We start from the raw sequence: 15,542 nt of genomic DNA on the forward strand, positions 1-15,542 counted from the left end.
TCAAAAACTATAATTGTATTTTTTATTTTCCTGTAAACGTTTGATACAACAGATACAGGTTTAAAACAATAATAATAATGGAAATTGCCCACACGCAGATTTTAAGAAACGGTTTATTGACAAATTCACCCATTTTCGCTTTATCATTGGTAAACATAACCAATGGGACAACAGCAAAACTTAGCTGCATGGATAGAATAACCTGACTTAAAACCAATAGTTCGGTTGTTCCCTGTTCGCCATAAAGGATAGCAACAATAAGTGCCGGAATTACAGCAATAAGTCTAGTGATAAGCCTTCTCAGCCATGGTTTTAATCTGATATTTAAAAAACCTTCCATTACAATCTGTCCTGCAAGCGTACCGGTTAATGTTGAGTTTTGTCCGGATGCCAATAACGCAATAGCAAATGCAATACTTGCCATGGAAGCTCCTAAAATAGGGGTCAGCATTTTATAGGCATCATGAATATCAGCAACATGTTCGTTACCTGTCGTATGGAAGGTGGCCGCTGCCAGAATTAGGATTGCAGCATTAATGAAGAATGCCAGCATCAATGAAACTGTGCTGTCCAGGGTAGCAAACTTTATGGCTTCTTTTTTTCCTTGCGTATCCCGGGTATAATCTCTGGTCTGTACAATACTGCTGTGCAGATACAGGTTGTGGGGCATTACGGTGGCACCTAAAATCCCGATGGCAATATATAGCATTGCGGGATTCTGAATGATTTCCTTTTGAGGAACCAATCCTCCCAGAATCTCATTGAAAGCAGGTTTAGAAATAACAATTTCATAGACAAAACAGGCGAGGATAATGAATATAAGCCCTCCTACAATACTTTCAATCCATCGGAAACCTTTGGCCTGAAGTAAGAGAATAATTAAAACATCAACTGTTGTAATGACAATTCCCCACGTTAGCGGAATATGAAATAATAGGTTTAATGCAATCGCAGAACCAATGACCTCGGCGAGATCACAGGCGGCAATGGCTATTTCACAAAATACCCAGAGGATAAAATTGGTAGTAGGACTGAAGTGATCTCTGCAGGCCTGTGCAAGATCTCTTTCTGCAACAACTCCCAGTTTCACGGATAAATGCTGCAAAACCATTGCAAAAATATTGGAAATAAGAATTACCGATAGCAGGGTATACCCAAACTGAGCTCCTCCTGCAATATCTGTAGCCCAGTTTCCCGGATCCATATATCCTACGGCAATCATCAGTCCCGGTCCGGCAAATGCAAGATATTTTCTCCAGAAATTTGCATTTTTAGGAACTTTGATAGATGAATAAACCTCTGATAAGGAATGAGATGTTTTATCTTTTCGCCAGGCGTTCTTTATATTGAAATTCATAAATGTTAGAAATGACTAACAAATTTAATTAAATAAATGTAAACAGAGAAATCATGGTACAAAAAAATCCCGGAAATTACTTCCCGGGATCTAATTTTTATTGAATCTAAAGATTATTTAGCAAATCTTACAGCCATTTTTCTGTCTGCAGCTCTTTCAGCATCAGAAGCTTTTGCATCTACTTTAGCAAACTGACTTCCGTAACCGTCTGCAGCAATTACCTGTGCACCAACGCCAGCTTTAGCTAAAGCAGCTTTGATAAATTCAGCTCTTGCTTTTGACAATTTTACGTTAGAAGCTTCGTTTCCTGTTTTATCAGTATAGCCTCCAACTTTGATTTTTGCATCAGGGAAAGCCTTAAGGATAGCTACCAGGTTATCCAATTGTCCTTGTGAACCTGCTTCAAGTTCAGTAGAGCTTCCCATTTTGAAATTAACATGGTCGAAATCGTACCACTTATCTTTCAATGCAGAATCATCAGCTGCATTTTTGTAACCACCGGATTTAAGGAATGAAATCATTTGATCCTCCATACCACCTTTGTAACCTTTTAACATCACACCGTTAAGATCAATATTTTCGTCGGTTTTAGCAGTAGCCGGAACAGGTGTTGCAGTTCCTGTTGCAGCGGTATCTGTAGTAGTACTTGTTGTTGCAGAGTCAGACGTAACAGTAGTGGTGGTAGTGGTCTGTTTTTTCTCACACTGTTTCCACAAGAAATACCCGGCTGCCAGTAACAGTAAAAGCGGAAGCAACCATTTCCAGATTGAACCTCCGCCTTGATTATTATTGTTATTATTTTCAAATCTTTCTCTCACTTCTCTAGCTCCTTCTGAAACATTTTCTCTTGCTGTAGCTACACCTTCTGCGATGTTATCTTTAGCGGTAGAAGTTACCGAAGAAACTGTTTCCTTCGCCTGACCAAACCAATTTTCAGCTCCTAATCCAAAGGAAGCCAAAGACAGACCTGCCGGCAATAAGGAAGAAATAATGCCTTTCTGATCGTTCAGTAAACTGGAAATACCTGAAGCACCCAAATTATTGTCTGCTGCGTATTTTCCAACTGTGCCTACTGTAGCTCCAGTCACCAGATTTAACAAAGAACTGGCGGAGGTATTGCTTACTCCTGAAAAACTAGCAATGGAGTTAACTAATCCACTTACTTTATCTCCAAAAATTGAAGACAACAAGTTAGAAATAATAGGGTTGCTGGACGAACCACCTAATAAATTCCCTAAAATTCCACTTGAAGAGGCTTGTGTAATAGCATCCACAACGCCAGGCTTATCTGCACTATTGGCTAATCCTCCTACTACTGCAGGTAATAATCCGCCGATTGCTTTAGAAATACCGGATTCACTTTCTCCAAACTGCGAGGCAGCCTGTGAAACCAAAGCGGGACCTAATTGTCCTTTAATTAAATCAATGACATTTAAAGACATAATAATAAATTTTTTTGATTAATGTTGAGATAAATTTAAACAAAAATCCGTCCAAATGTCACTTTTTTTTGAATATTTCTTTAAATTTTAATGATTTTTTTTTAAATCATTAAAATTTTTAATAAGCTTTTGCGAATAACACACGTCTCTTAGAAGGTTTTCCGGAAACTAATGAAATCCCTTCTTCTACATCATCATCTAGAGGAATACATCTGATCGTAGCCTTCGTTTCATCCTTGATCTGTTCTTCTTCTTCAGCTGTACCATCCCAGTGAGCATAGATGAAACCACCTTTCTCTTCCAGAACTTTTTTGAATTCTTCGTAAGTATCTACTTTCGTAAAATTATCTTTTCTGAATTCAAGAGCTTTGTTATAAAGATCCTGCTGAATTGTTTTCAATAGATCTTCGATATAAGAATCCAGACCTTCGATAGAACGTACTTCTTTTGTCAGATTATCTCTTCTCGCAATTTCCACAGATTTATTTTCAAGATCTCTTGGTCCCATCGCGATTCTTACAGGAACTCCTTTCAATTCGTATTCTGCAAATTTCCAGCCCGGTTTGTTCTGAGTATCATTATCAAACTTTACAGAAATACCTTTTGCTTTCAGTTTAGCCTGAATATCCAATGCTACTTCACTGATTTGCTCTAACTGCTCTTCTCCTTTAAAGATCGGAACAATCACCACCTGAATCGGTGCCAGGGTAGGAGGCAGTACCAATCCGAAATCGTCAGAGTGGGTCATAATCAAAGCTCCCATCAAACGGGTTGATGTTCCCCATGATGTAGCCCATGCATGTTCTATTTTCCCTTCTTTATTGGTGAATTTTACGTCAAATGCTTTTGCGAAATTCTGTCCTAAGAAGTGAGATGTTCCCGCCTGCAAAGCTTTTCCATCCTGCATTAATGCCTCGATGCAATAAGTTTCATCAGCTCCAGCGAATCTTTCAGAAGGTGTTTTTAACCCCTGAATTACCGGCATTGCCATAAAGTTTTCTGCAAAATCTGCATATACTTTATTCATTTTTTCTGCTTCTTCCACAGCTTCATCTTTTGTTGCGTGAGCAGTGTGGCCCTCCTGCCATAAGAATTCTGCCGTTCTTAAGAAAAGACGTGTTCTCATCTCCCAACGAACAACATTCGCCCATTGGTTGATCAGTATCGGTAAGTCTCTGTAAGACTGAATCCAGTTTTTGTATGTATTCCAGATAATAGCTTCTGAAGTAGGACGAACGATAAGCTCTTCTTCCAGTTTCGCATCCGGGTCTACAATCAGTTTGGATGGATTGTCCGGATCGGTTTTTAATCTGTAGTGAGTAACAACAGCACATTCTTTTGCAAAACCTTCTGCATTCTTTTCCTCAGCCTCAAACAAGCTCTTGGGCACAAAAAGCGGAAAATATGCGTTAACGTGACCTGTTTCTTTGAACTTTCTATCCATTTCATCACGCATTTTTTCCCAGATTGCATAGCCATACGGTTTGATCACCATACATCCACGCACGCCTGAGTTTTCAGCTAAATCAGCTTTTACAACCAGCTCATTATACCATTTGCTGTAATCTTCGCTTCTTGAGGTTAATTTTGCCATTATTTTTTAAAATTTTTTTAACTTTTGTACATTATTGTTATCTAAAAATAAAAATCTATTTTTGATAGATTTTTTTACCAGTATTTTGGTACATTTTTGGTACAGATTGCAAATATAATTTAAATTAAAAATTTTTACGTTATCATGAAAAGAAATATACATAAAAATTTGCTTGGTCTGCTAAGATCCAAAGGGGTGTTGGCAATATCAGGCGGATTATTACTTGTGTCTTGTGGTGCTCAGATGGGAGGGTATAGCGAGACGGATGGGGTGTATTACGACCCCAATAAGGATACGCTACCTGAAGGAGTTATCATCAATGATAGCGGAAACAGAGTAGGAGAATATTATGACTACTATCAGGATTCCAATGTTATTCAAAATGCAGAGGCGAATTCCAGAGAACAGCAAAACAGATATAATGACTGGAGTGGTACCAATACTAATTGGAACTCCAACGCTACTGATTCAGACTGGGGACTTTATGCAGGTTCTCAGACGAACTACTATGACAACTCATGGGGATGGGGATCTCCTTGGGGATGGTATGGTGGCTACAGCCCATATTGGGGCTGGGGCATGAACCGCGGCTGGGGCTGGGGTGCAAGTTTGTCCTGGGGTTGGGGCGGATCATTCGGATGGGGCTGGGGAGGCTCTTACGGATGGGGAAGTCCATACTGGGGATATGGTGGATATTATGATCCATTCTGGGGCGGTTACGGAAACCCTTATTGGGGATACGGAGGCGGTTACTGGGGTGGTGGATACTACAACAGACCTGTTTACAGAAGAAGCGGTGCCAGTGGAGGAGGATTCCAGAATACAGGTGTAGCCAACGCAGTATACAGAACCAACACAGCCAATTCAGGCTTCAGAAATACTAATGGTGGTTTCAGAAACGGAAATAACGGAGGTTTCAGAGATTCTAACTCAAATGGAGGTTTCAGAAATAGTAACGGCGGATTTAGAAACACAGATAACGGCGGCTTCAGAAATTCCAACTCAAATGGTGGTTTTAGAAACTCCAATTCAAATGGTGGATTCCGTAATACTGCACCACAGACAAGACCTAATTATAATTATCAGCAATCACAGCCTAGAAACAACAATAGTGGAGGCTTCAGATCTAATGATTCAGGAGGTTTCAGATCTAGCGGCGGCTTCAACTCAGGTGGAGGCGGCTTCAGAGGCGGTTCTTCTGGCGGCGGTGGCGGAATGAGATCCGGCGGGGGAGGCAGAGGTGGATTCAGATAATTTTCAAACGAATAAACTATTAAAAAATAATGTTAAAAAAATCTTTAGTATTAATGAGTATTTCTGCTGCATTTTATGCGCAGGCTCAGGATGTTTCTGTGATAAGAAATACCGTGGATGTTTACTCAAGTACTCCTATGGTGGGATCGGCTAAGTTCAATGCAATGGCTGGAGCTAATGGTGCACTGGGTGGTGATGCAAACTCTTTGCTTACCAACCCGGCAGGTCTAGGGGTAGCTATTTCAGGAGAGGTTTCAGGAACTTTATCTATTTTAGGCAATAAGAACAGCAGCTCTTTAGCTGGATCTACCATAGACTACAGCAAAACCAAGGGAGATCTTGGAAATGCAGGAGGGATCATTGCTTTCCCGCTGATGACAGAAACGGCTTGGAAGTTTATTAATATCGGTATTAATTTCTCCAACCAGTCTCTTGATAATGTAATCCAGTCACCAGGTAACAACAATGTTGTTTACGCTTTTGATAAAGATGATATAACCAAGGATGCATCATTGGCAGGACATATTTATGAAAGATATGGTAATTTGTCAAAGATGAGTTTTGGGGTAGGAGCGAATTACAATCATAATTTATATTTAGGGGCAGGTTTCAATTTTTTCAACGCTTCAGTTGATCAATATGATACTTTATTTTACCGAAACCTTACCAACAATTCTACAGAAGGATTCAGTAAGCAGGATACTCCTTATACAGAAAGATCTTCAGGGTTTTCTGCTTCATTAGGGGTTATCGGAAAGCTAAGTCCTAATTTCAGAGTGGGAGCATCTCTTGAAACTCCTACATTCTGGACGATAGACAGGAATTATTATTTCTATAACGATCCTGTTTACGGGGACGATATGGGTGCTGAAAACAGAAAGTTTACTTCACCGCTTAAAGCGACAGTGAGTGCTGCATTTGTAGCAAGTAAAAACTTCTCTTTGAACGTAGACTATACCCTTGGACTTACAAAGCCTGATTATAAAGTATATGGCGGCGCAGAAAGATCATTGAATGATTTCTTTAAGGAGAATTACAAAAACCTTTCTGAAGTAAGAGTAGGAGCAGAGTATAGAGTACAGCAGTTCAGACTGAGAGGAGGTTATGCTTACCAGTCAAGTCCTTTTGATGCCCTTACGATCAGTAGATTTAATGATGCAGGTACTGTAGGAGATCAATCGTACAGCAACATGATGCTAAGTGACAGAAATACACTTTCTTTTGGTATCGGTTATGATTTCAAATCATTCTATGTAGATGCATCTTATCAGAATATCTCATCTAAGTACACGAACCCTTTTATGAGAGGATATATGGACGGAAACTCTGATTCATCTTATTATTCTGCTAATAACATCTTTGAAAGCGATGCGTATGCAGCAAGTGAGGTTAAAAATAACAGAAACAATTTCTTCCTTACAGTAGGATGGAAATTCTAAGCTTTAGATAAGCTATATACAATAAAAAAGCTCCGGAAAGTTCCGGAGCTTTTTTATTTTTTAATGAGAATGAGCAGCGGGATGCTGATGGAAGAGATGCATCATCAATGCAAGTGAGACTCCTAAAACAACCAGTCCGATTTTTACCCAGTCAATATTGTGATTTTTATTACTTTCAAAAATGATCACTGATGAAATGTGAAGGAAAATTCCTCCCACGATAGCCAGAAAATAGGGCTGAAGATCAGGATTGAAATAGTTTCCTAATAACATTCCCATTGGAGAAGCCAGGGCAAATAAGGCTACAATGAGAATAGAAGGATAAGATGAAGAACTTTTTGATTCTCCTTTTCTGTTGAATAAAAATGCTCCCAGAATAAATGAAATAGGAAGATTGTGAAATACAATTCCCCAAAGATAAGGTGACATCTCGTGCTCTTCATTGGCAAGAGGGATACCTTCAATGAAAGCATGGATGAATAATCCCACCATTAAAGCAACAGGAAGAATATTGTGTTCATTATGATGATGGAAGTGCCCATGTTCAAAACCTTTGGTAAGAGCTTCCAGAATCATCTGCAGAAGAACTCCTGCAATTACAAATATCCCAAGATTACTGCTTCCTGCAGAGGTATACACCTGAGGGAAAACTTCATTGAGACAGATTGTAATTAAAAAACCGGCACTTAATATCAGTAGATTTTTGGCCAGTTTTTCTTTTTTACCAAAGTGTTTTCCCAGGAATACTCCTGTAATTACACTTAAAATCAGTAAAAGTACTGTTGTCATTATTTTTTCTTAAATAAATTGATGCAACGCGGGGAATTTTCTTTTTTAAATTCATTCAGCTGATAATCTCCCCAGATTTTTATTCTTTCAAAACCACATTCCGAAGCATAAGCATGAATGGCTTCTAATGTGTGAAGCTTTACTTTTTCAAAGAAATGAAAAGGCTTACCGTCTGCTTCAAAACGGATATCTTTGATGACATGTCTGCCCTCTATCTTTTTAAGAATTCTGAAATCTATATCACCGCGGGTGATTGTTGTTTCAGGAACTAAAGTTTTTCTTACATACTCTTCATTCAGATAATCCAGCACAAAATATCCTCCGGGCTTCAATGCATTGTAAACCGATTGGAATACTTTTTTATCATCATTTTCATTATCAAAATACCCAAAACTTGTAAATAAATTGAATACAGCATCCATCGGGTCTGCATCAATTGGGTTTCTCATATCATGAACTTCAAAAAGGAGGGTTTGATTTTCATACTGCTTGTCAGATTCAATACTTTGTCTTGAAAGATCCAGTCCCAAAACATCATATCCTAATTTATTGAGGAAAACAGAGTGTCTTCCCTTACCGCAGGCAAGATCTATGATTTTCGACTGAGGCGGAAGCTGAAGGTCCGCTGTGAGCTTTTTAATGAAGTTTTCAGCTTCTGTATAGTCTCTGTTGCTATAAAGTAAATGATAATAAGGGGTATCAAACCAAGATTCAAACCATTCCATAATGCAAAAATAACTAAATTTGTGCGGTTAAAAGCAAAGTATTTTACAACATTAAGAGATTGAAAAATTCAATTGGACAAGAAGTTGGAGGGCTAATCTTTTAATTATTAAAGCTTTAAATCTTTTAATTCATACTTATGGATACAGAAAATATTAAAATACAGATAAAGACATTCTTCGGATTGGAGCAGATTCTGGCAGAAGAAATCAAAAAATTGGGAGGCAGGAATGTTGAAATTAAAAACAGGGCGGTAAATTGTGAAGGAGATCTGGGTTTTCTTTACAAGATCAATTACTCTGCAAGAACAGCATTGAAAATTTTGGTGCCCATTCATGAGTTCAAGGCTTTCAACCAGCATCAGTTTTATGACAGACTTTTCAAATTTGAATGGGAAAACTTCATGGATGTAGACCAGTCTTTCTCTATTGATGCCACGGTAAACTCTGAAACCTTCAAACATTCACAGTTTGTGACTTTAAAGATGAAGGATGCGATCGTGGATTATTTCCAGGAAAAATTCAAAAGACGTCCGAATGTAGAAACAAGAAATCCGGATATTAAATTCCATCTTCATATTGACAGAGAATTGGTGATGATCTCAATGGATTCTTCAGGAGATCCTTTGTTTAAAAGAGGATACAGAAGAGAACAGGGAGAAGCTCCTATCAATGAAGTGCTGGCGAGCGGAATGCTTCAGCTGGCAGGATGGGACGGAAAAGGTAATTTCCTTGATCCTATGTGCGGTTCCGGAACATTGCTGATTGAAGCGGCTATGATTGCTATGGATCTTCCGGCTCAGATCTTCAGAAAGAGATTCGGATTCCAGAACTGGAATAATTATGATGCAGAATTGTTCTCAAAAATTAAAGAATTCAGAATCAACAGAGTCAGACAGTTTGATGGAAAAATTGTTGGGTATGACATTGATGCAAGAATGCTGAACGCTGCAAGAATGAATGTAGAAGCGGCAGAAATGGAAGATGTTATTGAGATTAAAAAACAAAACTTCTTTGATTCTAAAAAGGAACTTTTCCCTTTATTGATGGTGTTTAACCCTCCATACGATGAGAGAATTTCCATTAATGATGATGATTTCTACAAAAAAATCGGAGATACCTTCAAAACTAATTATCCGAATACATTAGCATGGCTGATCTCTTCTGATCTTGAAGCGGTGAAGAAAATAGGTCTGCGTCCTTCAAGAAAGATCAAACTTTTCAATGGAAAGCTGGAAACGAGATTTTTACAGTACGAAATGTATGAAGGAACGAAGAAAGTGCATAAGCTGGAGGAAAATAAATAATAGTTTGTATCGTTTAGAATAATAAACTAATGGCCTGGAATTTTCTTGATGGACTTGAAATAATTGTCAATGTATTGGAACTATTTGGTTCTGATTCACGTTCAACTTCTGATAGAAAAAACCTGAACTATGATGAGAAGCCACAACAAAAGAGTTCAGGAAGATCTAAATATTTTACAGAGAAAGTCAGTGCTGGGCTTATTGCAGTTACAGCATTCTTTTTTCTGATTGTTTTTAAAGATCCGTTGCCAGCAGAAAATTATACACAAACTTTGGTTGTAACTTCCTTAATAGGAGTTGTGATTTCATTTGTAATGTTTTTTATATTACATGTGATGGAGCTCTACTATTTTAAGAATATCTTTAAACTGCTCCTGTTCAGTTGTTCGGTAATTGCTTTCTTTATTTCTGTGGTAATGTATGGCTATTTCAGATGTGGTTGGTTTATATAGATGTTTTAAAGTAAAAATATAAAGAAGTTGTATGGCTTGAATAATCTCTTCAGACTTAGAAACATTGGAGAAAATTGGTTTAAGCCCTTCAAGAAAGATCAAACTTTTCAACGGAAAGCTGGAAACGAGATTTTTACAGTACGAAATGTATAAAGGAACGAAAAAGTACATAAATTGGAAGATAAATAAAAACACGGATACAGCCCTTTCAAGTCTGGAGGGGCTTCTTTATATCAATTATCTTTTAAATATTATTATCTGTGATGTTTTTTAGGTTATTTATTATATTTTTATCACAAATTTTTAAAACTAATACATGAAAAAAATCTACGTAGTTATTGTCTCAGTTATACTGCATTCTCAAATTTTTTCGCAAGTAATCACGGTTTCTACATTAGCGGGAAATGGGACAGAAGGATATGCGGACGGAAATGTAAATTCTGCAATGTTTAACCGTCCTGCCGGTGTTGCTGTAGACGATGCAGGGAATGTATATGTTGCTGATACGGGAAATTATCGGCTTCGCAAAATAACTCCATCAGGAAATGTATCTACTTTAGCTGGAGATGGCACGCAAGGGTTTGCAGATGGAAGTCCAAACAGTGTTAAATTTAATGGTATTAATGATCTTATTGTTGATGCTTTTGGGAACATTTATGTATCAGATTTTTATAATAACAGAATCAGAAAAGTAAGTCCATCAGGAGATGTTTCTACTTTTGCAGGGAATGGTACTGCTGGTTTTGCTGATGGTGACAACGCAACAGCGCAATTCAAAAATCCTGCTGGGATAGCAATCGACAAAGAAGGAATTATATATGTTGCCGATCAAAATAATAACAGAATAAGAAGAATAACAGGAGGTCAGGTTACAACAATTGCTGGTGATGGAGTGGCTGGATATATAGATGGCAATGCATTATCAAGCAGGTTTGATTATCCAACAGACATAGAAGTAGTGGGGCAGGATCTATATGTAGTAGATAATTGGAATAATAAAATACGCAAAATATCGTCAGGTCAGGTTTTTACTATTTCTGGAAGTAACTACGGATTTGCAGATGGAACATTGGCTAATGCTAAGTTTTATAATCCACTTAAATTGGTTTCAAATAAATCTGCTGATTTATTTATAACTGATACGATGAACAACAGAATTCGTAAAATTTCAGGAAATCAGGTTTCTACATTATCAGGAAGCATATTAGGATTTGAAGACGGGATTGCCGGTAATGCAAAATTTTATAATCCAAATGGAATAACTATTGACAATCAGGGGAATTTATATATTGCGGATGTAGGTAATCATAGAATTCGTAAAATAATGATGAATAATGTACTTTCTATTAAGGAATTGATGAAAAATAGAGAAATGCTAATTTATCCCAATCCTGCAAAAAATGAATTCAGTTTACAATCTCTTACCAATGAATGGTTACTATTGATGGATATTTCAGGTAAAAAAATTAAAAATATCAATTTGAAATCCGGTAAAACACAAAATGTGGACATATCTTCTTTGCCTAAGGGTGTTTATATTTTAACTGATGGAAAAACGAAATCTGCGAAAATTATTAAAGAATAATAGAATATAATATGTCCTGGAATTTTTTAGATATACTTGATGTGGTTTTGGATGTATTTGGTCTGTTTAGCTCCGGATCAAAATCATCGGGCTCATCAGGCTCAAAGCCTAAAAGAAAGGCTTTAAATCACAATATAATATCTCAAAAGAAAGAGCTAAAAGATCCGGATATTCCACAGAAAAAATAATTGCAATAGAATTCAGTTGAATTAAAATAATAAAAAGAGGCTGTACTCATGTGTGCAGCCTCTTTTATTTATCGTGCCAGTGAAGGAGAAAATCCATACTGCTTTTTAAAGGCATGTGAAAAATGCGACAGGTCCTCAAAACCTACTTCAAGAAAAACATCGGATGGTTTTTTATTCTTTTCTGATAAGTGATAATAGGCCAGTTCAAGACGTTTTTGCGTCAGCCACCGCTGTGGTGTTGTTTGAAAAATCTTTCTGAAATCTCTGTTGAAAGTAGATAAACTTCTTCCCGTCAGATATCCATATCGTTCCAACGGCATATTAAACATATAATTCTTTTCCATGAAGTTAATCAGATCTACTTTCCCAGGCTCATCAAAATCAGCGAGTACAGAATCTATATTGTGATCAATTTCTCTTAAAATACTGATAGCTTCGGTAATCTTCAAGTGAGCGATATTCTCAGGAAATGGTCCTTCAATCTCAAAATAAGGAATGAGTGACGCAAGACAGCTGTTCAGAAGCGGATGACTGCTGAAACTGTGAATGCTGGATTCCCCGGGTCTATCTTTCTTTTGATGATCAACAGCGCTGTAAAATGCTTTCAGACGTTCTGTGGTAAGATGCATCACTACTGCTTTGTGAGGAAGTCCGTCTTTTGGATAATTGATAATCGTGGCAAGATGATTTCTCGGAATCAGAAAAATATCTCTGGCTTTGAAAATATAGGTTTTGTCTGCCTGGATAATTTTCGTTTCTCCTGATATGAACCAGACCAGCATATGATATTCAAAAACAGTTTCTGTTTTGAACAGCTTATCATCATAACTGGAAAGTTTGATATCCGGTGTGAGGTATTGTATCTGGAAATCCATTGTCAAAAGTTTTTCATTACAAATGTATTTAAAAACGGCGACTATATAGAATTTTACACCATTGTCATTGACTACGTCGAATCTTCGATTTCTGACGAAGGAAGAATCTCATGTAAAGCTTAGATTCTTCATTTCACTGCGTTACATTCAGAATGACAGCGTCATAATAATAAGATAAAAAGATTAATGTAGGATTGTATATAATTGCCTAAAAACAGTTATTTGGAATCAAAGGTAAATCCCAACATCTCTTCACTCAGTTTCCATAATTGCTCTGCATTTTTTTTATCAATAGAATAGGGCTGTACTCCGCGGATCGTAGCCGGTTCATCAAACCTGTGCTCAATTTGCCCTCTGTCGATTTCTGCAATATCACAGTTTTCACAATAAACTCCACCGATTTCGTTAAGCTGAGGGCTTACAGCGCACCAGATTGTAGTAGCAGCTCCTTGTTGAATGGTTTTTAACCGTGCTTCAACTTCCGGTTTGATATTTCCGTTTTCATCATGCGTTCCGAGCTGCTTAAAAAGCTCAATAGGTTCTTCTCTGCCCAGATCAGTGCCATAGACTGAACCTGGGTGAAGGGAATACGCTCTGATATTGAACTCTTTTCCTCTTTCATCAAGTTCCACGGCAAACAGATTACATGCTGTTTTAGATTGTCCATATCCGGAAAGCGTATCATACTCTCGTTTCTCAAAATTCGGGTCTTCAAAATCAAAAGTAGCCATTTGGTGGCCATATGAAGAAACACTTATAACCCTTGCTGTGTCTGCTTTTTTCAGAGCCGGCCATAATTTTGCGGTAAGATGAAACTGTCCAAGGTAATTGGTTGCCAGTTGAGATTCGATACCTCTGCTATCCCTGCGGAGAGGAACCCACATGATGCCCGCATTATTAATAAGAATATCCAGACTTCTGCCTGATGATACAAATTTTTCTGCAAAAGAGTCAATAGATGCCGGATCCATCAAATCCATTTTTTCGAGTTCAATATTTTCAATTCCTGAAAGATTTTTTCCTGCTTTTTCAATATCTCTTGCGGGAATAATGACATGTGCTCCGGCTGAGGTAAGGGCTTTTGTAGTTTCAAGGCCGATTCCTGCATACCCGCCGGTAATGATGATTGTTTTTCCGGTAAGATCAATTCCTTTTATAACTTCCTGAGCTGTTGAGAAAGCATTAAAGCCTGATTGAATGGGTTGTTGCATTGTGCTGATAATAGATTCCATTTTGTTGTTGTTTTAAATTTCTAAAGCAAAATTATGATGGATTCCTCAGCTTTATTTTGTTTAAAATGTCAAATGTCTTGGCTCAGAATTTCATTTGTAAAATCCATTTCCTGAGAAAGATAAAACCCCACTTCGTTAATTTCTCTGAATAAGCTGTTAAACTGTTTGTAGGTTGTTCTGTGAATAAGTAATTTTGAAAAATTTTCAATTTGAAGCCTACTATTTCCATTGTCGTTGCCATTTACAACCGAAAAGATGAACTTTTTGAGCTGCTGACCTCTCTTACCCAGCAGACAGATAAGGAGTTTGAGATCATTATCGTAGATGATGGTTCTCTGATCGATCTGAAACCTACCATCAAAAACTTTGAACAAGGTTTAGATATTAAATATTTCAGAAAAGATAATTCAGGACCGGGACTGACAAGAAATTATGGAGCGGCAAGAGCCGCAAATGAATGGCTGGTATTTGTAGACAGTGATGTCATTGTTGAAAAAGATTATATTGAACATATTAAAAACGATATTCTTACAATTCCTTGTGATGCTTTTGGAGGAGCAGATAAAGCACATAAAGGATTTAACCTGATGCAGAAAGCTATTTCCTATTCCATGACTTCTGTTTTTACAACCGGAGGAATCAGGGGAAGTAAAAGGGCGGTTTCCAAATTTCAGCCCAGAAGTTTTAATATGGGCGTGAAAAAAGAGGTCTTTAGGAAAGTAGGCGGATTTTCTGAAATGAGAATAGGAGAGGATCCGGACCTATCCATGACCCTTTGGGAAAACGGATTTACCACTGCTTTTTTTGATGATATTGCAGTATATCATAAACGTAGAGTTGATTTTGGTAAATTCTCCAAGCAGGTTTATCAGTTTGGCTGTGCAAGACCGATTCTTAATCAGAGACACCCGAACTATGTGAAGATTTCTTTTGCATTTCCTACCTTATTTATGTTAGGATATATGATGGGCTTTCTGGAGTATTTTATAATGCATAGAGGGATAATCCTTTCTTTTTACGGGTTGTATACGTTTCTGGTGTTGTTTCACGCTTTATTATTGACTAAAAATATCAGTATCGCCGGGATGGCAGTTATTTCCACGTACATTCAGATGTTTTCCTACGGATATGGGTTTCTGAAATCCTGGATTTTGCTGAATGTTTTAAGGATGAAACCGGAGGAGGCTTTTCCACATCATTATTATAAGAAATAATAGGGAGTATCCTGTATAGGTTTTGGCTAAAGCCGTTGAAAGATTTATTTTTTTGATAAATGGGCTTCAGCCCATTCCTATTGAATTCTTTT

Annotated in this window: 14 protein-coding genes and 1 pseudogene; 8 read left to right on the forward strand and 7 right to left on the reverse strand. The window is 37.5% G+C overall.

Annotated features, from left to right (window positions below):
* Positions 1–22: 22 nt before the first annotated feature.
* The 3 genes from DYR29_RS21810 to proS all read right to left on the reverse strand — a co-directional run bounded on the left by DYR29_RS21810 (position 23) and on the right by proS (position 4,393).
* On the reverse strand, positions 23–1,357 hold the full coding sequence (locus DYR29_RS21810) for an Nramp family divalent metal transporter (RefSeq protein WP_047423675.1): 1,335 nt from the start codon (positions 1,355–1,357) through the stop codon (positions 23–25).
* Positions 1,358–1,470: 113 nt separating this feature from the next.
* Positions 1,471–2,799 (reverse strand): OmpA family protein, encoded by a 1,329-nt coding sequence (locus tag DYR29_RS21815; protein ID WP_213278510.1) that lies wholly within the window; start codon positions 2,797–2,799, stop codon positions 1,471–1,473.
* A 118-nt stretch (positions 2,800–2,917) separates the two neighbouring features.
* Positions 2,918–4,393, reverse strand: a complete 1,476-nt coding sequence (gene proS, locus DYR29_RS21820; RefSeq protein ID WP_213278511.1) for a proline--tRNA ligase — start codon at positions 4,391–4,393, stop codon at positions 2,918–2,920.
* A gap of 144 nt (positions 4,394–4,537) precedes the next feature.
* On the opposite strand from proS, the gene DYR29_RS21825 reads away from it, so the two are divergent.
* On the forward strand, positions 4,538–5,647 hold the full coding sequence (locus DYR29_RS21825; RefSeq protein WP_213278512.1) for a prolyl-tRNA synthetase: 1,110 nt from the start codon (positions 4,538–4,540) through the stop codon (positions 5,645–5,647).
* A 53-nt stretch (positions 5,648–5,700) separates the two neighbouring features.
* Complete coding sequence (locus tag DYR29_RS21830; protein WP_249413564.1) at positions 5,701–7,086, forward strand: OmpP1/FadL family transporter; 1,386 nt, start codon at positions 5,701–5,703, stop codon at positions 7,084–7,086.
* 60 nt (positions 7,087–7,146) lie between these two features.
* Here DYR29_RS21830 and DYR29_RS21835 read toward each other — a convergent pair whose 3' ends face one another.
* Positions 7,147–7,875: a ZIP family metal transporter gene (locus DYR29_RS21835; protein WP_047423668.1), complete on the reverse strand. Its 729-nt coding sequence runs from the start codon at positions 7,873–7,875 to the stop codon at positions 7,147–7,149.
* On the reverse strand, positions 7,875–8,600 hold the full coding sequence (locus DYR29_RS21840) for a class I SAM-dependent DNA methyltransferase (protein ID WP_213278514.1): 726 nt from the start codon (positions 8,598–8,600) through the stop codon (positions 7,875–7,877). The genes DYR29_RS21835 and DYR29_RS21840 overlap by 1 nt, the downstream gene beginning before the upstream one ends.
* 137 nt (positions 8,601–8,737) lie before the next feature.
* On the opposite strand from DYR29_RS21840, the gene DYR29_RS21845 reads away from it, so the two are divergent.
* The 5 genes and pseudogenes from DYR29_RS21845 to DYR29_RS21860 all read left to right on the forward strand — a co-directional run bounded on the left by DYR29_RS21845 (position 8,738) and on the right by DYR29_RS21860 (position 12,129).
* Positions 8,738–9,904 (forward strand): THUMP domain-containing class I SAM-dependent RNA methyltransferase, encoded by a 1,167-nt coding sequence (locus tag DYR29_RS21845; RefSeq protein ID WP_213278515.1) that lies wholly within the window; start codon positions 8,738–8,740, stop codon positions 9,902–9,904.
* 29 nt (positions 9,905–9,933) lie between these two features.
* Entirely contained in the window at positions 9,934–10,356 is a 423-nt protein-coding gene (locus tag DYR29_RS21850) for a branched-chain amino acid ABC transporter substrate-binding protein (RefSeq protein ID WP_213278516.1), read from the forward strand.
* Between the two features lie 40 nt (positions 10,357–10,396).
* A pseudogene (locus DYR29_RS22890) lies at positions 10,397–10,522 on the forward strand (class I SAM-dependent RNA methyltransferase); the annotation flags it as partial.
* Between the two features lie 150 nt (positions 10,523–10,672).
* Positions 10,673–11,941, forward strand: a complete 1,269-nt coding sequence (locus tag DYR29_RS21855; protein WP_213278517.1) for a T9SS type A sorting domain-containing protein — start codon at positions 10,673–10,675, stop codon at positions 11,939–11,941.
* A gap of 11 nt (positions 11,942–11,952) precedes the next feature.
* Entirely contained in the window at positions 11,953–12,129 is a 177-nt protein-coding gene (locus DYR29_RS21860) for a hypothetical protein (protein WP_213278518.1), read from the forward strand.
* Between the two features lie 68 nt (positions 12,130–12,197).
* On the opposite strand, the gene DYR29_RS21865 is transcribed toward DYR29_RS21860, so the two are convergent.
* Both DYR29_RS21865 and DYR29_RS21870 read right to left on the reverse strand, forming a co-directional pair.
* Complete coding sequence (locus DYR29_RS21865) at positions 12,198–13,004, reverse strand: helix-turn-helix domain-containing protein (protein ID WP_213278519.1); 807 nt, start codon at positions 13,002–13,004, stop codon at positions 12,198–12,200.
* Between the two features lie 218 nt (positions 13,005–13,222).
* Positions 13,223–14,236, reverse strand: a complete 1,014-nt coding sequence (locus tag DYR29_RS21870; protein WP_213278520.1) for an SDR family NAD(P)-dependent oxidoreductase — start codon at positions 14,234–14,236, stop codon at positions 13,223–13,225.
* A 209-nt stretch (positions 14,237–14,445) separates the two neighbouring features.
* Here DYR29_RS21870 and DYR29_RS21875 point away from each other — a divergent pair, with 209 nt between their 5' ends.
* Complete coding sequence (locus tag DYR29_RS21875; protein ID WP_213278521.1) at positions 14,446–15,450, forward strand: glycosyltransferase; 1,005 nt, start codon at positions 14,446–14,448, stop codon at positions 15,448–15,450.
* Positions 15,451–15,542: the final 92 nt, after the last annotated feature.

It is taken from the genome of Chryseobacterium indologenes, assembly GCF_018362995.1.
Classification (GTDB): Bacteria; Bacteroidota; Bacteroidia; order Flavobacteriales; family Weeksellaceae; genus Chryseobacterium; species Chryseobacterium indologenes_G.